At 71.6% G+C, this 22,280-nt stretch carries 27 protein-coding genes; 11 read left to right on the forward strand and 16 right to left on the reverse strand.

Annotation, left to right across the window (positions count from 1 at the left end):
* Positions 1-53: 53 nt before the first annotated feature.
* From L615_RS19740 to L615_RS19750, 3 genes are read right to left on the reverse strand one after another with little or no spacing between them, the layout of a single operon-like run.
* Positions 54-578: a hypothetical protein gene (locus L615_RS19740; RefSeq protein WP_145726214.1), complete on the reverse strand. Its 525-nt coding sequence runs from the start codon at positions 576-578 to the stop codon at positions 54-56.
* A complete protein-coding gene (locus L615_RS19745) occupies positions 562-945 on the reverse strand; it encodes a hypothetical protein (protein WP_145726215.1) in 384 nt (127 codons plus the stop codon). Before L615_RS19745 ends, L615_RS19740 begins: the two co-directional genes overlap by 17 nt.
* A complete protein-coding gene (locus L615_RS19750; protein ID WP_145726216.1) occupies positions 942-1,457 on the reverse strand; it encodes a SigE family RNA polymerase sigma factor in 516 nt (171 codons plus the stop codon). The genes L615_RS19745 and L615_RS19750 overlap by 4 nt, the downstream gene beginning before the upstream one ends.
* A 58-nt stretch (positions 1,458-1,515) precedes the next feature.
* Here L615_RS19750 and ligD point away from each other — a divergent pair, with 58 nt between their 5' ends.
* Both ligD and L615_RS19760 read left to right on the forward strand, forming a co-directional pair.
* Positions 1,516-2,445 (forward strand): non-homologous end-joining DNA ligase, encoded by a 930-nt coding sequence (gene ligD / locus L615_RS19755; protein WP_145726217.1) that lies wholly within the window; start codon positions 1,516-1,518, stop codon positions 2,443-2,445.
* Positions 2,446-2,525: 80 nt separating this feature from the next.
* Complete coding sequence (locus tag L615_RS19760; RefSeq protein ID WP_145726218.1) at positions 2,526-2,882, forward strand: hypothetical protein; 357 nt, start codon at positions 2,526-2,528, stop codon at positions 2,880-2,882.
* A gap of 91 nt (positions 2,883-2,973) precedes the next feature.
* Here L615_RS19760 and L615_RS19765 read toward each other — a convergent pair whose 3' ends face one another.
* The 8 genes from L615_RS19765 to L615_RS19800 all read right to left on the reverse strand — a co-directional run bounded on the left by L615_RS19765 (position 2,974) and on the right by L615_RS19800 (position 10,093).
* Complete coding sequence (locus L615_RS19765; RefSeq protein WP_186449947.1) at positions 2,974-3,276, reverse strand: DNA gyrase subunit A; 303 nt, start codon at positions 3,274-3,276, stop codon at positions 2,974-2,976.
* A gap of 177 nt (positions 3,277-3,453) precedes the next feature.
* Positions 3,454-4,554, reverse strand: a complete 1,101-nt coding sequence (locus L615_RS19770; RefSeq protein ID WP_222430631.1) for an IS110 family transposase — start codon at positions 4,552-4,554, stop codon at positions 3,454-3,456.
* Positions 4,555-4,860: 306 nt separating this feature from the next.
* Positions 4,861-5,166, reverse strand: a complete 306-nt coding sequence (locus tag L615_RS19775) for a hypothetical protein (protein WP_145726220.1) — start codon at positions 5,164-5,166, stop codon at positions 4,861-4,863.
* Positions 5,167-5,880: 714 nt separating this feature from the next.
* A complete protein-coding gene (locus L615_RS19780) occupies positions 5,881-6,384 on the reverse strand; it encodes an RNA polymerase sigma factor (protein ID WP_186449948.1) in 504 nt (167 codons plus the stop codon).
* Positions 6,381-7,010 (reverse strand): hypothetical protein, encoded by a 630-nt coding sequence (locus L615_RS19785; protein WP_028654151.1) that lies wholly within the window; start codon positions 7,008-7,010, stop codon positions 6,381-6,383. The genes L615_RS19780 and L615_RS19785 overlap by 4 nt, the downstream gene beginning before the upstream one ends.
* Positions 7,011-7,120: 110 nt before the next feature.
* Entirely contained in the window at positions 7,121-8,527 is a 1,407-nt protein-coding gene (locus tag L615_RS19790) for a hypothetical protein (protein ID WP_145726222.1), read from the reverse strand.
* Positions 8,528-8,531: 4 nt separating this feature from the next.
* Positions 8,532-9,623 carry a hypothetical protein gene (locus L615_RS19795; RefSeq protein WP_145726223.1) on the reverse strand — a complete coding sequence of 364 codons (1,092 nt, stop codon included), beginning with the start codon at positions 9,621-9,623 and terminating at the stop codon, positions 8,532-8,534.
* Positions 9,624-9,652: 29 nt separating this feature from the next.
* Positions 9,653-10,093: a hypothetical protein gene (locus tag L615_RS19800; RefSeq protein ID WP_145726224.1), complete on the reverse strand. Its 441-nt coding sequence runs from the start codon at positions 10,091-10,093 to the stop codon at positions 9,653-9,655.
* Positions 10,094-10,269: 176 nt separating this feature from the next.
* Between L615_RS19800 and L615_RS19805 the strand changes: the two genes are divergently transcribed.
* Complete coding sequence (locus L615_RS19805) at positions 10,270-11,475, forward strand: kynureninase (protein WP_145726225.1); 1,206 nt, start codon at positions 10,270-10,272, stop codon at positions 11,473-11,475.
* Here L615_RS19805 and L615_RS19810 read toward each other — a convergent pair.
* Positions 11,465-11,674 (reverse strand): hypothetical protein, encoded by a 210-nt coding sequence (locus L615_RS19810; protein WP_028654147.1) that lies wholly within the window; start codon positions 11,672-11,674, stop codon positions 11,465-11,467. The two genes, L615_RS19805 and L615_RS19810, sit on opposite strands and share 11 nt — an antisense overlap.
* A gap of 138 nt (positions 11,675-11,812) precedes the next feature.
* Here L615_RS19810 and rpe point away from each other — a divergent pair, with 138 nt between their 5' ends.
* Positions 11,813-12,478: a ribulose-phosphate 3-epimerase gene (gene rpe / locus L615_RS19815; protein ID WP_028654146.1), complete on the forward strand. Its 666-nt coding sequence runs from the start codon at positions 11,813-11,815 to the stop codon at positions 12,476-12,478.
* 14 nt (positions 12,479-12,492) lie between these two features.
* On the opposite strand, the gene L615_RS19820 is transcribed toward rpe, so the two are convergent.
* Positions 12,493-13,101: a hypothetical protein gene (locus tag L615_RS19820; protein ID WP_145726226.1), complete on the reverse strand. Its 609-nt coding sequence runs from the start codon at positions 13,099-13,101 to the stop codon at positions 12,493-12,495.
* A 23-nt stretch (positions 13,102-13,124) separates the two neighbouring features.
* Between L615_RS19820 and L615_RS19825 the strand changes: the two genes are divergently transcribed.
* Complete coding sequence (locus L615_RS19825; protein WP_222430632.1) at positions 13,125-13,589, forward strand: MOSC domain-containing protein; 465 nt, start codon at positions 13,125-13,127, stop codon at positions 13,587-13,589.
* 63 nt (positions 13,590-13,652) lie between these two features.
* On the opposite strand, the gene L615_RS19830 is transcribed toward L615_RS19825, so the two are convergent.
* A complete protein-coding gene (locus L615_RS19830) occupies positions 13,653-14,093 on the reverse strand; it encodes an OsmC family peroxiredoxin (protein ID WP_145726227.1) in 441 nt (146 codons plus the stop codon).
* Positions 14,094-14,169: 76 nt separating this feature from the next.
* On the opposite strand from L615_RS19830, the gene L615_RS19835 reads away from it, so the two are divergent.
* A complete protein-coding gene (locus L615_RS19835) occupies positions 14,170-14,607 on the forward strand; it encodes a MarR family winged helix-turn-helix transcriptional regulator (protein ID WP_145726228.1) in 438 nt (145 codons plus the stop codon).
* Positions 14,608-14,619: 12 nt separating this feature from the next.
* Here L615_RS19835 and L615_RS19840 read toward each other — a convergent pair whose 3' ends face one another.
* Positions 14,620-15,501, reverse strand: a complete 882-nt coding sequence (locus L615_RS19840; protein ID WP_145726229.1) for a MaoC/PaaZ C-terminal domain-containing protein — start codon at positions 15,499-15,501, stop codon at positions 14,620-14,622.
* A complete protein-coding gene (gene kstD, locus L615_RS19845) occupies positions 15,501-17,162 on the reverse strand; it encodes a 3-oxosteroid 1-dehydrogenase (protein ID WP_145726230.1) in 1,662 nt (553 codons plus the stop codon). Before kstD ends, L615_RS19840 begins: the two co-directional genes overlap by 1 nt.
* 33 nt (positions 17,163-17,195) lie before the next feature.
* Between kstD and L615_RS19850 the strand changes: the two genes are divergently transcribed.
* The 5 genes from L615_RS19850 (at position 17,196) to L615_RS19870 (ending at position 22,144) form a co-directional block, all read left to right on the forward strand.
* Positions 17,196-18,014 (forward strand): 2-keto-4-pentenoate hydratase, encoded by an 819-nt coding sequence (locus L615_RS19850; protein WP_028654220.1) that lies wholly within the window; start codon positions 17,196-17,198, stop codon positions 18,012-18,014.
* A 5-nt stretch (positions 18,015-18,019) separates the two neighbouring features.
* The gene (locus tag L615_RS19855) at positions 18,020-18,940 is read left to right on the forward strand and encodes an acetaldehyde dehydrogenase (acetylating) (RefSeq protein WP_028654139.1); all 921 of its coding nucleotides are present in this window, start codon (positions 18,020-18,022) and stop codon (positions 18,938-18,940) included.
* A 13-nt stretch (positions 18,941-18,953) separates the two neighbouring features.
* Positions 18,954-20,042 carry a 4-hydroxy-2-oxovalerate aldolase gene (gene dmpG, locus L615_RS19860; protein ID WP_084254872.1) on the forward strand — a complete coding sequence of 363 codons (1,089 nt, stop codon included), beginning with the start codon at positions 18,954-18,956 and terminating at the stop codon, positions 20,040-20,042.
* A gap of 79 nt (positions 20,043-20,121) precedes the next feature.
* Complete coding sequence (locus L615_RS19865; RefSeq protein ID WP_145726231.1) at positions 20,122-20,454, forward strand: hypothetical protein; 333 nt, start codon at positions 20,122-20,124, stop codon at positions 20,452-20,454.
* Positions 20,455-20,515: 61 nt separating this feature from the next.
* Positions 20,516-22,144 (forward strand): hypothetical protein, encoded by a 1,629-nt coding sequence (locus L615_RS19870; RefSeq protein ID WP_145726232.1) that lies wholly within the window; start codon positions 20,516-20,518, stop codon positions 22,142-22,144.
* The last annotated feature ends 136 nt before the right edge of the window (positions 22,145-22,280 follow it).

The following is a 22,280-nucleotide window of genomic DNA, read 5'->3' on the forward strand; positions in this document are numbered from 1 at the left end:
GGCGGCCCCGGCCGCCGCGCTGGTGGGCGCGGCAGCCGTCGGCATGGTGGTGCTCAGTCGACCCAGGTGAGCGAGCGGCCGAGCTCCTCGACGTCCTCGGGAGTGGCGTTGGAGCCGGCCTGGACGGAGATGAAGATGCCGTCGTGTGCCTCGGTGACCCAGGCGTCCGGCGTGGCGCCCTTGTCGGGGTCGGCCAGCCAGGCGTCGCGGTCGGCGGCGTCGCGGACGACCAGGGAGGCGAGGGTGCCGTCGGTGCGGGTGCAGCTGGCGCTGTCGTCGGCGAGGAACCACTCGCAGGTCCATCCGGCGCCGACCGTCACGGGGACCTCGTCGACCTTGCCGAGCATGCCGAGCGCGCCGGCGTCCGTCTGGGTGATCGCGACGGTGATCCCCGGCCAGTCCTCCAGCAGCGGGTCGAGGCCGTCGGAGGCCCACCACGCGTCCAGCGCGGCGACGGGTCCGGAGACGACCGCGACGAACCCGCGACCGGGGCCGGGGGAGGTGCTGGCCCCCAGCCGGTAGAGGCCGTTGTCGTCGGCGGCGATGGTGGCGCTCAGCCCCTCACCGAGGTCGAGCACCTGCCGGACCGTCAGCTCGGTGGTCGGCGCGTCCTCCGGCCCGGACGCGACGGGGGGTCTCGTCGACGGCGTCCGGCGTGGCTCCGGCGGCCAGTGCAGTGGCACCGAGCCCGGCGGCCGTGACCAGCGCGACGCCTCCGACGGCGACGCCGATCGTGCGGCGGCGTCGCTGCGTCCGGCCCTGCCGCAGCGCCCCGGCGGCCAGGTGCTCGAGGTCGGGGTGCTCGGTGGCCATCCGGTCCCGCAGCGCGGGGCCGAGGCGGGTGTCGAGGCCGGTCTCGAGGCCGGTGTCGAGGCCGGTGTCGAGGCCGTTCTCGAGGCTGTTCTCGAGGCTGTTCTCGAGGTCGGGCAGGTCGTTCGTGCTCACGGGAGGGTCCTCTCGGGGATGTCGACGAGCGGGCGCAGGCGCTGCAGCGCGCGGCGGGCCCGGGTGCGGACGACCGCCTCGGTCAGCCCGAGGTCGGTCGCGGTCTCCGCGACGCTGCGGTCCTCCCAGTAGCGGTGGACCACGACGGCCCGGTCGACCGGCGCCAGGGTGCGCAACGCGGCGAGGAGGTCGACCCGTTGCCCCGGGTCGGGCTCGTGGCCGGTGTCCGGCGGTGTGACCTCCGCCGGGACCTCCGCACTGCGGCGCGGCCTGCGGTGGGACAGGAAGGTGTTGAGCAGGACGGTGCGGGTGTACGCGAGCGGGTTCTCCGTGCGTCGTACCTTGCGCCAGTGGACGAACACCTTCGCGTACGCCGCCTGGGTGAGGTCCTCGGTGGCGTGGTGGTCCCCGGTGAGGAGCATCGCCGCCCGGTGGAGCTGCGTGCCCGTCTCCCGCACGAACGCGGTGAACTCCGCGGCCTGCTGGCTCGTGCTGCTGTCCTTCACACCCATTCGACGCTCCGGGGTCGTCATCGCGTGACACGTGGTCCGGCCCGACTAGTGTCGCCCCATGGCGTCCCCGTCGGTGGAGATCGAGGTCGAGAGCCGCGTCGTCCGGGTCAGCAACCCCGACCGCGTCTACTTCCCGGAGATCGGGGCGACCAAGCTCGACCTGGTCGAGTACTACCTCGCCGTCGGCGACGGCATCGTCAACGCCCTCTACGAGCGGCCGTGCATGCTGCACCGCTTCCCGAAGGGGCTCGACGGCGACAAGGTGCACCAGAAGCGGCTCCCCTCCGGCGCCCCCGACTGGGTCGAGACGGTCGAGCTGTTCTTCCCGCGGTGGAAGCGCACCGCCGACGAGCTCTGCGTGACCGAGCTGGCCTCGGTCATCTGGGCGGTGCAGATGTCGACCGTCGAGTTCCACCCCTGGAACAGCCGCCGCGGTGCCACCGAGATGCCCGACGAGTGGCGCATCGACCTCGACCCGGGCCCGGAGTCGTCGTACGACGACGTCCGGAGGACCGCGCACGTCGTGCACGAGGTCCTCGACGAGCTCGGTGCCGTCGGCTACCCGAAGACCAGCGGCAGCAAGGGCCTCCACGTCTACGTGCGGGTGAAGCCCGAGCACGACCACAAGGGCGTCCGCCGCGCCGCGCTCGCCTTCGCCCGCGAGGTCGAGCGACGCGCGCCCGACCTGGTCACCACCGAGTGGTGGAAGAAGGACCGCGACCCTGCGGCCGTCTTCGTCGACTACAACCAGAACGCCAGGGACCACACCATCGCGGCCGCCTACTCCGTGCGCGGCCTGCCGGACGCCCGGGTGTCGACGCCGATCCGCTGGGACGAGGTCGACGACGCCGACCCCCGCGACTTCACCATCCGCACCGTCCCCGCCCGCTTCGCCGAGCTAGGCGACCTGCACCACGACATCGACGACCACGTCTTCGACCTCACCCCGCTCCTGGAGTGGGCGGACCGGGACGACCTGCCTGAGTGATCGGGACCCGGAGCCAGCCGACCTGTTGCACGCTCATGCCGATGAGCGGATGGTCCGGATCGGTCCTCTAGGGTGCAGAAATGCCCAAACTTCACGTGGCGGACGAACAGGCGTGGCTGGCTGCGCTTGGCCTCACGCCGCGCGTAGAGGAGTCCTCCGGCGATGATTTCGTCCGGGAACTGGTCGTGCCGGTCGCTGACTCTGAGGAGGTGCGCATTTCCTGGGACCTCACCGACGACAGCGTTAGGGTCCGCCACCAACGCGGCGGCAGCATCGTGGCCGACCTCTTTCGCGAGATGGTGACGCTTCTGACGGTCCTCAGTCAGGACGCGGTTCGGGAGGTCGTTGTGGAGTACGGGATCACTGGGTGGACGGGTCGCACCCGCATTCAGGTGCTTCCCGAGGTGCGGATCCGAGACGAAGTCTTGCGGTCCTGAACTGTCCGACCATGCCGCGCTGAGGGCATAGCGTGCGAGCCCGCTCATGCCGCTGCGCGGTCACGTATCGCACAGCCAGGGCCCGAGGATGCTAGATACCCTGCCGCATTCGCGCCACCGCAGAGGCGATCTCGTCTCGCTCGTGTTCGATCGCCTTCCGCTGGTTGGTCGCGGCGCGGCGGAACTGCATGTCCGTGACGGCACTGGCCTGGGTTGCGTCGAAACCGAACGCCTGCCGGAGCGCAGACTGTGCGGCCTCAACGTTGGGTGCGTCGAGAATCAGCTCCAGCACTTTTCGCGGTTCGGCAAGCGCTCGCGCTAAGGCGTCCATGACGTGGAGGCGCTCCTCCATGAGACGGATCTGGTCACTAAGCGACTCCTCGGCACCCCGCATGGCGGTGAGCGTAGCGGCTGGCTGTTCGCCCGAGGAGCATCTGGCGGAGCGCCCGACCATGGCTCCCCTCTGTGTCAAGAAGCAGCCGGGAGGGTTGTTCTAGGCTGGTTGGTGGCGGGTCCGGGAAGTGACTGATCCGAAGAGCCGGTGTGGGGATGTGAGCCGGTCGCGCTGGAGTCAGAGACGTTTCCCCGTTGTCCTCCCGGGCCCGTCTCCTTCCCGCTCGTGGTCTGGCTGAGGGCGTCGTCGAGCATGGTGCGGAACACGATGTCGGACAGGCGATCGCTTCAGGCAGCGCATCGCTTCCATCGATGACTTTCCGTCGGCCTGCTTGCGGTCGTAGTAGTCACGCCCCAGGCCGGGGTTGCGCAGTTGCACGACGGCCATGGTGTGCAGGATTCGGTTGATCTGCCGGTTCCCGGCCCGCGACAACCGGTGGCGGACATGGTCGCCGGAAGAGGCATCGATGGGTGCGGTGCCGTTCCAGGACGCGAAGTGTCCACGGTCGGGGAAACGGGTGATGTCACCGACCTCGACCAGCAGTCGGGCCGCTCCGGTCGGTCCGATGCCCGGCAGGTCCATCAGGCTGGTGTCGGTCGCGGTCAGGAGCTCGGTGAGTTCCTTGTCGGCCGCCTTCTTGCGGGCATAGACCCGTTCGAGGTCGCCGACCAGCTCAGCTGCCACCCGGCGGCGGATCTTGCCGGCGGCGTCGCGGGGACGCACGCCAGCGACGAGCTTCTTGGCCTGCGCGGCCGACAGGTCACGCTTGGCCCCGCCAGGGATCAGCTCCAGCAACAGTTGGTGCACCTGCGACGTCATCCGGGTGTGGTCCTCGCCCAGCGAACGGCGTCGGTCGACCAGGACCCGCAGCACCGCCAACTGCTCGTCGTTGACGACCGGACGCAGCCCGGCGATCCGGGTGTCGACCAGCGCCACGGAGTGGGCGTCGGTCGCGTCGGTCTTGCGGCCCTGGCCGGTCGCGAAGACCCGCATCCGTGCCGAGAGCTTCGGCGGGACATCGACCACTTCCTCGCCGGCTGCGAGGAGACGCACAGCGACGTGGTGACCGATTCCGTTGCAGCCCTCGATCGCCCAGACCCGGTCCTCCACACGCGGCCGCAACTGGCTGACGTAACGCCTCAAGTCGGCGAGACCGGCCTCATCGGTGCCGAATCGGTCGCCACCGATCACGGTCTCATCAGTGGTCATGACCTCGATCGTGACCGACCGCTTGTGCGGATCCATCCCGATCACAACGCGGTTGCTCGTCTCGTTCACTTGCTGCCTCCGATGCTCGCTCCATCACTGGTATCGAGTCGGGAGGGCACCGCTACTTCGAGCTGGGCAGACCCCTCTTGAGCCTCTCGCGACCCTGGCGACACCCGGCCCGCGCATGCCATGTGAGAACCACACGGGTCCACCTCGGGACAGCGTGGGCAGCCGCAATCAGAGCGACGGACCGGGCGCCTGGACCGAGCCTCGCCAGGCACCGGTCCTGAGGTCAATGAAACAAGTAGCCGCTGTCGGGACGAAGGCGCGTCGAGCAGCCGGGGTGTCGACGGCGAGCGGCGGCTGCGGTCCGAATCAGCCCGTGAAAGCGAACGTCGCGCTGAAACTGCCTTCGATCCCAGCCGCGTAGGTCCACGTGGCCTGAATGTCATCCCACTCCGCGTCTACACTGCTCGCCATTGCCGTGGTCGACGTCATCTGCGCCGAGACGGTGGCCGGCGCGTTCGTCTTCTCCAGAACACATCCCGCGGCGATGTAGGCGAGAGACGACGCGATCTCTCCACCGGGCTCAGGCGTGGACACGATCAAGCTCTCGCCTTCGTCCTCGAGGCGCATCACCTGCTCGATCTTCGGGGCGTCCTCGGCGAAGTCGTCCTGCATCGAAGCCTGAAGTGTCGGGGCGCACTCTTCGTATGCAGTCGAGAGCGGGCTCTTGTCGACGCCAGCCCGCTGGTCAGCGGAGTCGCTGCTGTCGTCGGTTCCGCAGGCAGTCAACGCGAGAAGAGCGAGGAGGGACGCGGTCCCAAGAGCCGGTCGAGACATCTCGATCGAAGCGTAGGTCCGAGCATCCGCAGCCCGTGGGGGAAGTGGTCAATGCCCCTGGCTACGGAGTGGGCCGACAGGGTGCCGAGGACGCGCGACCATGCCGCGGTGAGCGCATCGTCCTTCAACAGTCCGCAGGCTGCGCCCAACGAACGAAGAGCATCCGGAGAATCTGACGGGCCGCGATGTAGCCGATCGCGTACCCCGCGAGAACGAGGACCACCCACACCGGCCACGGGGCACTGACGGCAGCAGCAACGCCGGCTCCGATCGCGCCGCCGCCGACCCAGAAGGCGATGGAAACCGACCCGGCCAGAGCAGGTCGAGCGGCAGGCGGAGTCACTCCCCGAGCGTAGGCGAATGACGCACCACGGTCCGTGATTCAGCCGCAGATGCCCTCGCTGGGCATGGGCCGGAAGTGGTCGCCGCTATGGAGCGCGCCCGACCGTGCCGTGGTGAGTGCGGGTCTTTCGCCGTCGGATGTCCTGGACGTACCGCCCGCCGCGCGACAGGGCCCGACTCACCAGCCAGGAGCGCAACCGGGACCCGACGTCACCCGGTCCCGGCGACCTCGTGCGTGTCGACGAGTGCGGCTCGCAGTGCCTCCCGGGCCGCGGAGTAGCGGCTGCGGGCCGTGGACGGGTTCAGGCCGAGGAGCTCGGCTGCCTCGGCCAGGGTGAGACCGTCCCAGTGGACCAGCATGACCAGCTCGCGGTGGGCCGCCGCCAGGTCCCGGACGGCGGCCTGGACGGCGATGGCTTCCGCGTGGTCCGGCGCGTGGGAGGCTGCCAGGTAGTGACGGACCCGGTCCGCCAGCGCCGCGCGGCGGCGCGACCCGCGGCGCTGGTTCGCCAGGACGTGGGCCGCGATGGTGAACAGCCACATCCGGCGCCGGTGCGGTTCCACGGGGAGGGAGTCGACGCGGCGCCACGCCTGCAGCATGACCTCGGCGAGGAGGTCGGCCGCGTCCTCGCGGACGAGGACCCGACGCTCGAAGTAGGCGAGGAGGTCGGCCGACGTCGCCTCCAGTGCGACGCGGAGGGAGTCCGCGCTCACTCCGCGCACCCGCCCGTGCTGCCGACGGTGCTGACGATGACGTGCGGGTCCATGCCCCGGGACTCGAGGTGCGCGGTGAGGTCGGCGACGACCTTCCGGGAGACGGCGTGCATCTCCAGGTCGTCACCGGTCAGGAGCTGCTGGGCCTCCTCCGGTGCTGCCTCGGCGCGGACCCGACGCTGGGCTGCGTCGGCGTCCTGCACCGCTGCCTCGCGGTCGACGGCGTCGAAGTCGTAGGCGGCCAGGTAGTCGCGCGCCGCAACGGCGACCTCCTGCTGCTCCTCGAGGCTGGGCCACGCGGTCCGGCCCGCCATGACGGCTGCAAGCTCCCCGCTGGCAGCGCCCTCCGGGCCCACCGGCCGTACGTCGAACTCCAGCTCACAGCTCTCGCCGGAACCGGTGCTGGTGAACCACGGGACTCCGCCGTTGATGGCCGCCGCAGCGCCCACCGCTCCCAGGCCGAGCAGCCCGGCCGTTACGCCGGTCCCGACCAGCACGCGGATCGGGCGGCGGCCGGGGCCGCGCGGGGCGCTGGCCCGGACCATCGCACCGAGGTCGTTCTCGAGCTCGGCGCTCGGCGGGGTCACGGACGGTGCGGAACGGTCGAGCAGGTCGTCGAGGTCCATGGGGGTGTCTCCTTCGCTGGGGTACACCCCCTACATGTCCGGACCATCATGATGTGTCCATCCGTGGACAGGGGAAGTGGCTCCCGCTTCTGGAGAGGCGGAGACGAGGCTCAGGAGCCGTTGATGCTGAAGGTGGTCGTCTGCGTCGTCGTCCTGCCGGCCGTGTCAGTGACGGTCACCACCAGGGTGTAGGTCCCGCTGGTGAAGTTCGGCTGTCCGTTGCCGTTCTGCCACGTGAGAGCGGCCCCCGACTCCCAGGTGCTGCCGGAACGCTGCAGGTCCAGCTCGGGACAGGTTGCGTTGTCGAAGGTCGAGCCCGTCCAGCAACGGCCGTTGGATTTCGTCAGCGTGATCCTCACCGATGCGACCTCGACGTCGTCGGTGGCGACGACGCAGATGCGGGCTGCACTGCCGCTGACGCTGCACCCCATGCCGGTCCAGCTGCCGCTGGCGCCGCTTGCGGGCTGGACGCTCACGATGACCGGGGGCTCGGTGTCGGTCTGGACCGCCTGGACGGTCACGCCGACGCTGGTGCTGGCCGGGGCGTGGTTGGCGTCGCCGGGCTGGGTCGCGGTGAGCACACAGGTGCCGACGCCGACGTAGGAGACCTGGGTGCCGGTGACGGTGCAGACCGTGGCCGGGCTGGAGGTGGAGAACGTGATGGTGGTGAGGCCGCTGCTGGCCGTCGCGCTGAGCGTGGCGGTCGTGCCGGCGTCGGCCGTGGCGGCCGGGGAGAAGGTGACGACCTGGGTGTCCTTGGCGACGGTGAACGTCTGGGTCGCCTGCGCCGCGGCCGAGTGGTAGGTGTCGCCGGCCTGGTCGGCGGTGATCGTGCAGGTGCCGGCACCGACGAAGCTGATGGTCGCGCCGTTCGTGCCCGCGCTGGTGCAGACCGCGGGGGTGGTCGTGGCGAAGGTGACCGGGTTGCCGGACGCGCCGCCGGTGGCGGTGACGGTGTAGTCCGCGCTGCCGTAGGCGGGGGAGCCGGGGGATGAGGTGAAGGTGATCGCCTGCGACGCCTGGCCGACCGTGACCGGCTCGCTGGGCGCGGAGGTGGCCGTCCACGACGCGTGCACCGCGACGACGACGTAGGTCCACGTGCCCACGGGCACGGCGTCGTCGGTGCAGGAGGTCGTCGGGACGGTGGTGCTGGCCGACGTCCCGCACGCGTCGACGGCCGGGCCGTCGCCGGGGACGCGCTGCACGCGGTAGCCGTCGGGGGTGGCGCCGCTGGCGGGTGCGGTCCAGGAGACCTCGACCTCGCCGGTGCCCGCGGTCGAACCGGCCGCGATCGCGGTCGGCGCCTCGAGGGTGCCGACGCTGGCGGTGCCGGTGCCCGTGCCGGTGCCGGTGAAGTACGCCGCCGCGACGCCGCCGACGCTCAGGGCGGTGCCGAGGGCGAGGGCGGCAGCGCCCGGGGCGCCGGCACGGCGCAGCAGGCGGGCCACACGGCCGCGGCCGCGGTGGCGGGGCGGGCGGGGAGCCCGACGGCGTGAGGTGGTGGAGTAGTGCAACATCAGCTCACGCCCCGTTCCCGGCGCCGCTGTAGGCGAGCTGGACGACGGCGCCCTTGCAGGCGTCCTGGTTGGTGGGCAGGTTCAGCATCCGCACCGCCGGCCACTGGGCTCGCGGGACCCCCAGAGAGGACAGCGTCCGCGTCGAGCCCGCCGGCACGACGAGGGGCAGCGGTCCGTCGTACGCGTCGACCGCGTAGCTGTCGACGGTGCAGCCGGCCTTGTCCGTGCCGGTCACGTCGACACCGAGCCCGGTGACGGTCATCGGGGAGCCGAACGGGTTCGTCAGCGCGAGGTCGATGGCCGCGGGCGCGCTGCCCGGGGCGAGGGCGCGGTCCGGCGTGCCGGAGATCGGGAAGTCGTCGAAGGTCCGCGGCACGACGGTGAGGTACGCCGACGCGGTGGCCGACGACAGGAGGGCCTGGCCCTTCACGGTGATCAGGTAGGTGCCCGGCACGACGTTGGTGGCGGTGCTGATCTTCACCGTCGCCGTGCTGCCGAGCAGGGACAGCGACGGGGAGACGGTCGCGGTCGCGTGCTGCGGGACGCCGGTCACGGAGAGTCCGATCGGGCCGGCGAGGAGGCCGCGGTTGACGTCGAGGGTGAAGGTGGTCGACTGGCCGYCGMCCACCGTCGCGGCTGGTGGCGACATGGCCATGGTGAAGCCGGTCGCCAGGGAGATGGTGAGCTGCACCGTGACCGAGGCCGACTGCTCACCACTGGTGGCGGTGATCCGCAGGAGGTGGTTGCCGACCGGCGTCGCGCCGCTGGTCTGCACCGCGACGACCGCCGGGATCCCGTTGACGACGGGGTTCGGCAGGATCGTCACGTTCGCGCCCGCCGGGACGCCGGACACCGAGAGGTGGACCGGCCCGAGCAGCGAGCCCGGCTGGCTCACCGTGACCGCGACCAGCGCCTGGGAGCCGAGGGTGATGCCGATCGAGGAGCGGTCGACGCTGATCCCGAGGTTCGCACCGACCGTGGTCGCGGTCGGCTTGAGGGCACTGGCGCCGAGCGACGTGGCCAGGAGCGCAGCGAGCAGCAGCACCAGCAGGCGCAGGCGCCCGGTGTGCTTGCGGATCCCGGTGGTCCCGGCCACGTCGACTCAGCTCCTCGTGCTCGACAGCGTCAGTTGACCGAGACCTGGAGGTTGACCGTGGCGCCCTTGCAGGCGTCCTGGTTCACCGCGCGGTTGAGCATCTCGAGCTCGAACGTGCCGTCGACCGTGCCGCTCGAGGCGACGTCACCGGTGGTGACCGAGGTGTTGCTGATGGCGAAGTCCGCAGCGGTGCACCCGGGGTCCGAGGTGTCCACGACGGTGGCGACCGCACCCTGCAGGTTCTGGACGCCGTCGCTCTCGTTGGTCACGTGGAAGTCCACCTCGACCGGCCCGCTGCCCGGCGCGAGGGTGCCGGAGACGGCGTCGATCTCGACCGTCCAGTCGAGGGACGTGCCGACCTCGGCCGACCCGGTGCCGGTGCCGGTGCTGGTCCAGTACGCGAAGGCCACGCCACCGGTGACGAGGACGGCGACGGTGCCGCCGACGACGGCGGCCTTCTTCTTGTTCATGCGGCGCATGGTGATGCCTTTCCCTGTGAGCTGCCGATGGAGGGCTCGGCGACCCGTGCTTCCCGAGAAGGCGTTGACCCCCGAACAGGGGTGGGACCTGCGTGGTTACGAGGAGGTTCGGCAAAAACCCGTGAACCAGCGGATGTGAGGACATCGCCTCCCGATAGGTTCGCCCGGTGAACCTCGACCCCGCGCCCCTCGACGCCGCCGATCCGCTCGCCGCCCACCGCGACCGCTTCGTCGGGGCGGAGACGCCGCTGGTCTACCTCGACGGGAACTCCCTGGGCCGACCGTTGCGCTCGACGGCGGAGCGGATCTCCGGCTTCGTCACCGGCGAGTGGGGCGGCCGGCTGATCCGCGGGTGGGACGAGCGGTGGTTCGAGCTGCCGCTGGCCCTGGGGGACCGGCTCGCCGCGGTCGCGCTGGGCGCGGGCCCCGGCCAGACCGCCGTCGCCGACTCCACGACCGTGCTGCTCTACAAGCTGGTCCGCGCCGCCGTCGCCGCCCACCCCGGCCGGACCGAGGTGGTCATCGACCGCGACAACTTCCCCACGGACCGGTACGTCGTCGAGGGCGTCGCGCACGAGTGCGGGCTCACCATCCGCTGGCTCGACGTCGACCCGGTCGGGGGAGTGACGCCCGAGGCGCTCGCGGCCGAGGTCGGTTCCGCCACCGCGCTGGTCGTGGTCAGCCACGTCGCCTACAAGTCCGGCTGGATGGCCGACGTGGAGGCGCTCACCCGGATCACGCACGACGCGGGCGCCTGGATCCTCGTCGACCTGTGCCACTCCAGCGGGGCGGTGGAGGTCGAGCTCGACGCGTGGCAGGTCGACCTCGCCGTCGGCTGCACCTACAAGTACCTCAACGGTGGCCCCGGCTCCCCGGCGTTCGGCTTCGTCGCCCGCCGACACCTCGAGGCCGGGGCGTTCCGCCAGCCGGTGCAGGGCTGGATGGGCGCGGCGGACCCGTTCGCGATGGGCCCCGCCTACGAGCCCGCCCCGGACATCCGGCAGGTGATCAGCGGGACCCCGCCGGTGCTGGGGATGGTCGCCCTCGAGGACATGGTCGGCCTGCTCGAGGAGGTCGGGATCGCCGCCGTGCGGGCGAAGTCGGTCGCCCTCACGTCGTACGCGCTGGACCTGGTGGACCGCGACCTGCCGGAGGTCGAGGTCGTCTCGCCGCGCGACCCGGCGCTGCGGGGCGGCCACGTCACGCTGGCCCACCCGCGCATGCGCGAGGTCACCGCGGCGCTGTGGGAGCGCGACGTGCTGCCGGACTTCCGCAACCCCGACGGGCTGCGGATCGGCCTGTCACCGCTGTCGACGTCCTTCGCCGAGGTGGCGCAGGGCGTCGCTGCGATCGGGGAGGCGCTCAGGCGCTGAGCCGGAGGCGCAACGCCTCGCGCAGCTCGCGCGCCTGCTTGTGCAGGATCACGGCCGCGAAGCCGTTGCCGGCAGCCTCCTCGCGGGCTGCCTCGAGGTCCCACGCGTCGGCAAGCCTGCCGGCCACCTCGCGCGGGTCCTCCGCCGCGTCACGGATCTCGAGGCACCGCTTGCGGGCCTCGCTGTTCATCATGGCCATCGGATGACCTCCCGTCGGGGACACGCCCTTGGTTCCCTGCCCCCATGATCGACCAGCCCGAGCCGGTCCGGAGGGGAAATTCCTGATCACCGGAACCGGATCGGGCAACGCGGGCCACCGCTCCTAGACTGGTCGCCCGTGGGCCACATCCAGATCACGCCGTCGATCCTCAACTCCGACTTCGCCCGGCTGGGCGAGGAGGTGGCCCGGATCCCGGGCGCCGACTGGGTGCACGTGGACGTCATGGACAACCACTTCGTGCCGAACCTGACCTTCGGCCCGACGATGGTCGAGGCGCTCGCCCGGGTCAGCCCGGTCCCGCTGGACGCGCACCTGATGATAGAGGACGCCGACCGCAACGCGCCGGCGTACGTCGAGGCGGGGTGCGGGTCGGTCACCTTCCACGTCGAGGCCGCGAAGGCGCCGGTGCGGCTGGCGCGCGAGATCCGCGCCGCGGGGGCGCGGGCGTCGATGGCGCTCAAGCCGGCCACGCCGATCGAGCCCTACGAGGACCTGCTGCCCGAGCTCGACATGGTGCTGATCATGACCGTCGAGCCCGGCTTCGGCGGCCAGAAGTTCCTGGACCTGTGCCTGCCGAAGATCCGCCGCGCCCGGGCGCTGATGGACAAGCACGGCGTCGAGACCTGGCTCCAGGTCGACGGCGGCGTCTCGCTGGAGACCATCGAGCGGTGCGCCGAGGCCGGCGCCGACGTCTTCGTGGCCGGCTCGGCCGTCTACTCGGCCGAGGACCCCGACGCGATGGTCGCGGCGCTGCGCGGGAAGGCCGAGGCGGCGCGGGCGTAGGTCCCGCGGCCGGGCTAGAGCTCGGGGCGCCGGCCGACGTCGACCGGCAGCTCCGGCTGGTGCTCGGCGAGCCACTGCCGCACCTGCGCCAGCGGCTTCTCGCCGATCCGCCCGTCGAGGATCGCGACGAGCGACGCCTCCTCCGGCGTGATCGAGAAGGAGTGGCCCAGGCGCTGCGACAGCTCGGTCGGCTGCGCCCGGATCACCGCATCGAAGCTGGTGACGAAGCGCAGCACCGGCAGGTGCTCGGGCTCCTCGACGTAGGGCGGGACGATCTCCCACCAGGCCACCTCGACCATCATCAGGTCCGGCCACGCGACGTGCGCCCAGCCGCCGTCGCGCGCCCCACCGGTGTGCACCGCCACGCCCGACTCGTCGAGGCGCAGGACGGAGTCGTGCCGCAGCAGCGACGTCGGCCGGCCGAGCTCGCGCAGGCCCCAGCCGGCCATGACCACCCCGGCCAGCACGATCATCAGCGCGTCGAGCCGGTCGAGGGAGTCGAGGCCCTGGCTGGCCAGCGCGGCGAGCGGGCCGACCACGAGCAGGGTGCCGACCAGCACGGCGGCATAGGGCCACGGGGACCGCAGCGCGCCGACGGGCGAGGGCAGGCGGACCTCGAGCATGCCCGCCACCCTAGTGTTGTCGCGTGCAGGTTGAGGCAGCGACGCCGGTGGTGGAGTCGATCCACGTCGCCAAGGCAACCCGCCTGCCGATGCAGGCGAAGGAGGCGGTCGAGGTCGAGGCCGGTCGCGGCATCGTGGGGGACCGTTACCACGGCACCCGGCACCGCCACGTCACCGTGCAGAGCCGGGAGTCGCTCGACGAGGCGGCGACGGCCTACGGGCGCCCGGTGCCCTCGGGTCTGACCCGCCGCAACCTGACGATCAGCCACGGCGTCGTACCCCGGGAGCCGGGGGCGCGGATCCGCGTCGGCGACGTGCTGCTCGAGGCGGTGCGGGTGGCCGCACCCTGCAAGCTCCTCGACGACACGATCGGCGCCGGGGCGCAGGAGGCGCTGCGGCGCCGTGCCGGGACCGTGTTCCGCGTGCTCGAAGGCGGGTCGATCCGGGTGGGCGACACCGTGGACTTGTCGACGGAAACTTGCGGTTAGTGGCCGTTGCAACGGCCGACAACCGCAGGAATCCCCGGCCAGGCGGGGATTCCTGCAGCTGGCTCAGCCCTCCAGCGCCGCGTCCAGCGTGATCGGCACGGCGGCGAGCGCCTTGCTGACCGGGCAGCCGGCCTTCGCGGCGCCGGCGGCGGCCTGGAAACCTTCGTCGTCGAGGCCCTCGACCTCGGCGCGCACGGTGAGCTTGATGCCGGTCAGCTGGAAGCCGCCGGCGGGGTCCGGGCCGAGGCTCACGTCGGCGGAGACGTCGAGCGCGACGGGGGTGCCGCTGGCCTGGGCGATCTCGTTGGACAGCGCCATCGCGTAGCAGGACGAGTGCGCGGCCGCGATGAGCTCCTCGGGGCTGGTCGTGCCGTCGGCGGCGTCGGCGGCGCGCTTGGGGAAGGACACGTCGAAGGTGCCGGCGCCCGAGGAGGTCAGCTCGACCTGGCCGGTGCCGTCCTGCAGGCCGCCGTTCCAGGCGGTACGTCCGGTGCGTGTGGGCATGGGTGGATCCTCTCGTTGGGGGAGACGTGCGATTGCCTAGTGCACAAGTTAATCGCCCACGAGGTATATTCCAAGCATGAGGAATTCGTCCCTCGCCGCGCCCGTCCTGGACGACCTGCTCTGCTTCGACCTGTACGCCGCCTCGCGCCAGGTGACGGCGGCCTACCGCCCGGTCCTGGCCGAGCTCGGCCTGACCTACCCGCAGTACCTCGTCCTGGTGGTGCTCGGGGCGCGCGAGGACGTGCTGATCAAGGACGTCGGGCGCGAGCTGCGCCTCGACCACGCCACGCTGTCGCCGCTGCTGCGGCGCCTGGAACGCGACGGGCTCGTCACCCGTCGGCGCAGCGCGGACGACGAGCGCGCCGTTGTCGTCGCGCTGACCGACGCCGGTCGCGCGCTGCACGCCCGCTTCGGTGACGTGCACTGCCGCGTCGGCGAGCTGCTCGGCATCTCCGCGGAGGAGGCCGCGCAGCTGCGCGCGCTGCTGCGCCGGCTCACGGCCGGCCTGGACTGACCAGCCTGCGGATCAGGCCGGCGAGAGCACGCAGTCCGCGAGGACGGGGGAGCCGTCGCGGTCGCCGCCCTCGATGGTCGCGGAGCCGATGATGCCGGCGTCGGTGCGCCAGCCGGCGACCCGGATCGTCTCGCCCGGGAAGACCACCCCGGCGAAGCGGCCGGTGAAGCCGCCGACCTGGGAGGCGTCGCCGCCGAGCAGGCCGTCGGTGAGCTCGCGCAGGACGGTGCCGTAGGAGCACAGCCCGTGCAGGATCGGCGCCGGGAAGCCGGCGGCCTTGGCGAAGTCGGGGTCGGCGTGCAGCGGGTTGCGGTCGCCGCACAGGCGGTAGAGCAGGGCCTGCTGCGGCGTCACGGTGTACGACGACACGTGGTCCGGCTCGCGGTCGGGGACCTCGACCGGCGTGGCCGAGCCGCGGTCGCCGCCCCAGCCGCCCTCGCCCTTGACGAAGATCGACGAGCGCACCCGCCACAGCTCCTCGCCGGTGGCGTCGGAGGTCGCGACACCCTCCTGCCAGATCACGGCGGCCTTGCCCTTGTCCCAGATGTCGGTGAGCGTGGCGCGGATGGTCGCGGTGCCGGACGTCGGCAGCGGGCCGGACACCGAGATCGACTGCGAGCCGTGCACGACCTGGGCGAGGTTGATGTCGCAGCCCGGCAGGTCGAGCGGCGGCGGGTCCGTCTCGTGGAAGGTCGGCGCGACCACGCCGAAGGACGGCAGCACCTGCAGGGCGGCGTCGTCGAGGGTGTAGCGCAGCGCGGCGGGGGAGAGGTTGTCGCCCGGACGTGAGCCGGCGCCGATGCCGAGGTGGTAGAGCAGCACGTCGGACTCGGTCCAGCTGAAGGTCCGGGCGCCGAGGTCGGCGCCGATCGCGATGGACGGGTCGATGGGCATCAGGCGTTCTCCTTCGCGATGTCCTCGGCGGCCAGGTAGCCGAACACGAGCGCGGGACCGATCGTCCCGCCGGGGCCGGGGTAGGTGTGGCCCATGACGGCCGACGAGACGTTGCCCGCGGCGTACAGGCCCTCGATCACGCTGCCGTCCTCGCGCAGCACCCGCGCACGCTCGTCGGTGACGAGCCCGCCCTTGGTGCCGAGGTCACCGGCGACGATCTTCACCGCGTAGAACGGGCCCTTCTCGATCGGGGCCAGCGAGCAGTTCGGCTTCACGGTCGGGTCGGAGTAGTACTTGTCGTAGGCGCTCTCGCCGCGGTGGAAGTCCTCGTCGACACCGCTGCGGGCGAAGCCGTTGAACCGCTCGACGGTCGCCTCCAGCGAGCCCTCGGGCAGCCCGAGCTTGCCGGCCAGCTCGGCCAGCGAGTCGGCGCGGGTGACGACGCCCTCCTTGTACCAGCGGCCCGGGAAGGGCTGGCGCCCGGCGAGGCCGGCGAAGAGGTAGCGGTTGCGGTAGGTCTGGTCGAAGACGAGGTACGACGGCACGTGGCTCACGCCGGTCGCCTCGCCCTTGTACATCTCGTGGGTCGCCTCGACGTAGGGCAGCGCCTCGTTCATGTAGCGCTTGCCGGCGGCGTTGACCATGATCGAGCCGGGCAGGTTGCGCTCGGCGAGGCAGAACCAGGCGCGGCCCGGGAGCGGGATGGTCGGTCCCCACCAGGCGTCGTCGAGCAGGTCGGTGGCCGCGCCGGCTGCGGTGCCGGCCAGCAGGCCGCCGCCGGTGTTGGACGACGAGCCGGTCGACCACTCGGTCGAGGTGGGCTGGGGCAGGAACTTCTCGCGCAGCTCCTGGTTGTGCTCGAAGCCGCCGGAGCCGAGGATCACGCCGCGGCGGGCACGGATCTCCCGGCGCTGCCCGTCGTGCTCCACCACGACCCCGACCACGCGGCCGTCCTCGACGAGGAGGTCCTGCAGCGGCGTCTCGTACTCGACCGGCACGCCGGCGTCGACGAGGCCCTTGCGCAGGCCGATCGCGATGGCGTTGCCCATCGCGTACATCTTCCGGCCGAGCACCAGCGCCAGCACGCGCTTGAGCATGACCTTGAGCATCGTCAGCGGGCCCTTGATGGTCCGCATGCCGAGGCTGATCTTGCGGTAGTCGCGCTGCATCACGATCAGGTTCGCCGGCGCCTTGGTGTAGGCCGGGTGCAGCCGGTCGAGCTCGTCGCCGAGGAAGCGGGCGTCCATCGGCTCGGGCTCGACGCTGCGGCCGCGCGGGCGCCCGCCGGGCTGCTCGGGCAGGTAGTCGGCGTACTCCGGGACCCAGGTGAACTCGAGCGGCGTCTTCTCGCGGATGAAGTCGAGCACCTCGGGCCCGCGCTCGAGGTAGGTGTCGCGGCGGACCTTGGGCACGACGTCGCCGACGATGGCGTCGAGGTAGGTCCTGGCCCGGTCCAGGTCGTCCGGGTCGGTCTGCCCGGCCGCCTTCAGTGCGTAGTTGCCGGGGATCCAGACGCCGCCGCCGGAGCGGGCGGTGGAGCCGCCGAAGTAGGCACTCTTCTCCACGACCACGGTGTCGAGGCCCCGGTGGGCAGCGGCGAGGGCGGCGGCCATGCCGGCGCCGCCGGCACCGACCACGACGACGTCGTACGACTCCTTCATGCGAAAAACTGTAACAGGTTCTAGTATGGCCGCGTGACCTCCTCCCCGACGATCGAACCAGCCGCGATCGCCGCCGCCGTCGAGCGCCTCGCGACCGCCCAGGCGACCCGCGTGCCGTGCTCCGCCGTGCGCGACCTGATCGGCACCGACGACCTCCCGGCGGCGTACGCCGTCCAGCAGGGACTGGTGCAGGCCCGCCTCGACGGGGGCGTCACCGTCGTCGGCCGCAAGATCGGCGCGACCTCCGAGGCGGTGCAGCAGCAGCTGGGCGTCGACCAGCCCGACTTCGGCTACCTGCTCTCCGACATGGACGTCAGCAGCGGGGTCGACGGCACGCCGATCTCCATGCGCACGCTGGTGCAGCCGCGGGTCGAGGCCGAGGTGGCGTTCGTGCTCGCCCGTGACATCGACGTGCCCGAGGACGAGATCACGATCGACCTGGTCCGCGACGCCGTCGAGGTCGCCCTGCCGGCCCTCGAGATCGTGGACTCGCGGATCGAGGGCTGGGACATCGGGTTCACCGACACGGTCGCCGACAACGCCTCCAGCGGGCTGTTCGTCGTCGGTCGCGACGGCCGCCCGCTCAGCGAGCTCGAGCCGCGCGACGTCACCATGTCGCTGACCATCAACAGCGAGGAGCGCTCCACCGGCACCGGCGCCGCCTGCCTCGGCGACCCGCTCGAGGCGCTGCGCTGGCTGGCCGTGCAGGCCACCCGCTTCGGCGACCCGCTGCGCGCGGGCCACCTGATCCTGTCCGGGGCCCTGGGCCCCTTCGTGCCGTTCGCCCCGGGGGACCGGGTGACGGCGTCCATCAGCGGCTTCGCTCCGCTGACCGTCCAGTTCGAGGAGTGACCCGCATGACCACGACCAGGAAGCTGACGGCCGCCATCGTCGGCCCCGGCAACATCGGCACCGACCTGCTGTTCAAGCTGCTGCGCTCGGACGTCGTCGAGCCGCGCTGGATGATCGGCGTCGACCCGTCCAGCGAGGGCCTGCGGATCGCCTCCGACAAGGGCCTCGACGTCAGCCACGAGGGCGTCGACTGGCTGCTCAAGCAGGACGAGCTGCCCGACCTGCTCTTCGAGGCCACGTCGGCCTACGTGCACCGCGAGTACGCGCCCCGCTACGCCGAGGCCGGGATTCGCGCGATCGACCTGACCCCGGCCGCCGTGGGCCCCGCGGTCATCCCGCCGGTCAACGGCCTCGAGCACGTGGGTGCGCTCAACGTCAACATGATCACCTGCGGCGGTCAGGCCACCATCCCGATGGTCAACGCCGTCTCCCGCGCCACGCAGGAGAGCGGGGGAGTCTCCTACGCCGAGATCGTCGCCTCCGTCTCCTCCGTCAGCGCCGGCCCCGGCACCCGAGCCAACATCGACGAGTTCACCCGCACCACCGCCGCGGGTGTCGAGTCGATCGGCGGCGCCGCCCAGGGCAAGGCGATCATCATCCTCAACCCGGCCGAGCCGCCGATGATCATGCGCGACACGATCTTCTGCGCCGTCGACCCGGACGCCGACACCGACGCCATCGCCGAGTCGGTGCACGCGATGGAGAAGGCCGTGCAGGAGTACGTCCCCGGCTACCGGCTGCTGCAGGAGCCCCAGTTCGACGGTCCCTCCGACTTCACCCGCGGCATGCGCCGGGTCTCGATCTTCGTCGAGGTCGAGGGCGCTGGTGACTACCTGCCGCCGTACTCCGGCAACCTCGACATCATGACCGCCGCCGCAGCGCAGGTCGGCGAGAACATCGCCCGCTCGATCCTCGCCCAGAACTGATACGGAGCCCGAGATGACCGACGTCAACACCCTGCAGCGCACCTGGTCCGGCACCCACGGCGACGAGCCGTTCGGCACGATCGACCTGCGCCTCACCGACACCTGCCTGCGCGACGGCTCGCACCACAAGCGCCACCAGTTCACGGCCCGGGAGGTCGAGGACATCGTCCGCTCCCTCGACGAGTCCGGCATCCCCGTCATCGAGGTGACCCACGGCGACGGGCTCGGCGGCAGCAGCTTCAACTACGGCTTCTCCCGCACACCGGAGCAGGAGCTCATCAAGATCGCCGCGGAGACCGCGAAGCGCGCGAAGATCGCGTTCCTGATGCTCCCCGGCGTCGGCACCAAGGACGACATCCGTGCCGCGCAGGACAACGGCGGCCAGATCTGCCGGATCGCAACTCACTGCACCGAGGCCGACGTCTCGATCCAGCACTTCGGCCTGGCCCGCGAGCTCGGCCTCGAGACCGTCGGCTTCCTGATGATGAGCCACACCCAGTCGCCCGAGGTCCTCGCCAAGCAGGCCCGGATCATGGTCGACGCCGGCTGCCAGTGCGTCTACGTCGTCGACTCCGCCGGCGCGCTGATCATGGAGCAGACCGCCGACCGCGTCTCCGCCGTGGTCGCCGAGATCGGCGGCCAGGCCGACGTCGGCTTCCACGGCCACGAGAACCTCGGCCTCGGCGTCGCCAACACCGTCATCGCCGCACGTGCCGGCGCCACCCAGATCGACGGTTCGGTCCGCCGCTTCGGCGCCGGCGCCGGCAACACGCCGCTCGAGGCCTTCATCGGCGTCTGCGACAAGCTCGGCTGGACCACCGGCGTGGACTTCCTCAAGATCGTCGACGCCTCCGAGGACGTCATCCGCCCGGCCATGCCCGAGGAGTGCCGCCTCGACCGGATGACCCTGATGATGGGCTACGCAGGCGTCTACTCCAGCTTCCTCAAGCACGCCGGCAACGCCGCCGAGCGGTACGGCGTCTCCGGCGCCCAGATCCTGCTGGAGGCCGGCAAGCGCAAGCTCATCGGTGGCCAGGAGGACCAGCTCATCGACATCGCCCTGCAGCTGCGGGCCGCGCAGGAGTCGCCGGCCGCGGTCTGAGGAGCACCGTAGGGAGCACGGCACGTGGCCCCACCGTCCTGTCGTGGGAGGGTGGGGCCACGTGCGGGCGACTCAGGAGATGGGACACGGGCTCGGCGAGCGCCTCGCGGGCGGCGTCCTCGGCGCTGCGGCCGGAGCCGGCATCGTGTGGGCGGTGGTCACCGTGCTGCGTGCGCTCGACCCGGTCGTGCTCGGGTGGGACCTGCCGTGGGGCGTGGCGCTGCCAGTGCTCGTGGTGTGCCTCGCGTTGCCGTGGGCGCTGCTCCTACCCGTGCTGCGCCCGGTCGGCTACCACCTCGGCCACGTCGCCCTGCTGACGGTCCTGCCGCTGGCCGCGCCGGTCGTCGGCTGGTGCGTGGGGGTGCGCACGGTAGAGCTGCGCCGCACGCATGCCCCACCTGTCACGGTGTGACGTATTCGGCAACTCGTCGAAGTTCCCCGACCGCGCGGTCCGGGACCCCTATCCTCGCGTGGTGCTGCGTCGTTCCCCCCAGACGCTCCTGGGCCTGCTGCTGCTCCTGCTCGTCGGTTTCGTGCTCACCCAGGCCGACGTCCACGGGCGTACCTACGACGAGCCGTTGCAGGACGACTACGGCCACCGTGTCCTCGACTGGTACCTGAGCCTGGGCAGCGACACGAGCTTCCTCGACTACCCGGAGAAGATGCAGCTGCCCCAGCACGGGCCGGTCTTCGAGACGGTCGTGGCGTTCGTGCAGTCCAGCGCCGGACGCCTGTTCGACGCAGACCCGTGGCTGGTGCGCTCGCTCGTCTGCGGGTTCACCGGGATCCTCGGCGTGGCCCTCATGGCGCTGTGCGCCCTCGAGGTCGCCCGCCGTTCGCGACGGGTCGGGGACCAGGGTGAGTGGTGGTTCGCGCTCGCGGCGGCCCTCGCGCTGGCGCTCTATCCCCGCTGGACCGGCGGGATGATGACCAACTCGAAGGACCACACCCTCGCGGTCGCGATGCTGGCGGTGCTGTGGCTGACCCTCCTGCTGGCGAGGCGCTGGGAGGAGCACCCGGACCGGTTCCCGGCCGGCCCGCTCGTCGCCCTCGGCGTGGTCTTCGGCATCGCCGTCTCGATCCGCGTGATCGCGCTGCTGTGGGTGCCGGTGGTCGGTGTGATGGCGCTGCTGTGGCTCCTGCTGCGGGCCCGCGACACCGCCGGGCTGCGGCGCGTCGCGCTGGGCACGCTGGTGATCGGCGTGGCGTCGTACCTGACGATCCTGGCGGTCTGGCCGTTCATCTTCCTCAACCCGGTCACCGGCCTGCCCGACGCGATCTCGTCGATGTCGAAGTACCCGTGGGACGACCCGATCCTCTACAAGGGCGAGATGGTCGAGGCCATGGAGCTGCCGTGGGACTACGTCCCCACGTGGCTGTGGCAGGGCTCGCCGTGGCTCTCCGTCGTGCTGGCCGTCGCCGGCACGGTGCTGGTCGTGGCCGACCTGGCGCGCCGCCGGGGGACGGCCGCCGACGTCGCGCTGCTCGGTGCCTTCGTCTTCCCGGTGCTCGTGCTGGTCGTCCTCGACCCCACGCTCTACAACGCGCTGCGCCACTTCATCTTCGTGGTGCCGCCGATGCTGCTGCTGGCCGCCTACGCCCTCGTCGTGGGTGTCGGCGCGCTGCTGCGCCGGGCGCCGACGGGTCGCGTCGTGCCGTGGCGGGCGTGGGCCGCCGGTGGCGCCGTCCTCGTCGCGGTTGCCGCGCAGGCCCAGGTCCTCGTGGGTGTCGCGCGGATCTACCCCTACGAGTACATGTACTTCAACGACGCCACCGGGGGCTTCGCGAAGCAGCACACCGAGTTCGAGACCGACTACTGGGCCGCCTGCAGCCGTGACGCCGCCCTCTGGCTCGCCGAGAACTGGCGCGACTACACCTCCCAAAAGACCGCGACCGTCCAGAACCGCTGGGGCGTCGACGGCCAGGTCCGCGAGCACCTGCCGAAGGAGCTGACGATCCTCGAGGAGGGCCAGCCGGACTTCGGGATCTACACCCTGATGAACTGGCGCCGCGACCCGTGGCCGAAGTACCCCACGGTCGCCGAGGTCGAGGTCGACGGCGTCGTGCTCTGCGAGGTCCAAGTGCACCCCGACCTGCGCTGATCCGCGCGATCCTCGCGGTGCTGATGGCGCGAGCGCGTCGGCTGTCGAGGGCGGTCTCCCGGTGGTTGAGGTGTGACGAGCGCTAGCGAGGAGCCTCGAAACCTCCGGGCCTCCTGGCGGGCTGTGGCGGGCGCAG

Origin of the sequence: Nocardioides sp. J9 (genome assembly GCF_007829375.1) — a bacterium.
GTDB lineage: Bacteria > Actinomycetota > Actinomycetes > Propionibacteriales > Nocardioidaceae > Nocardioides.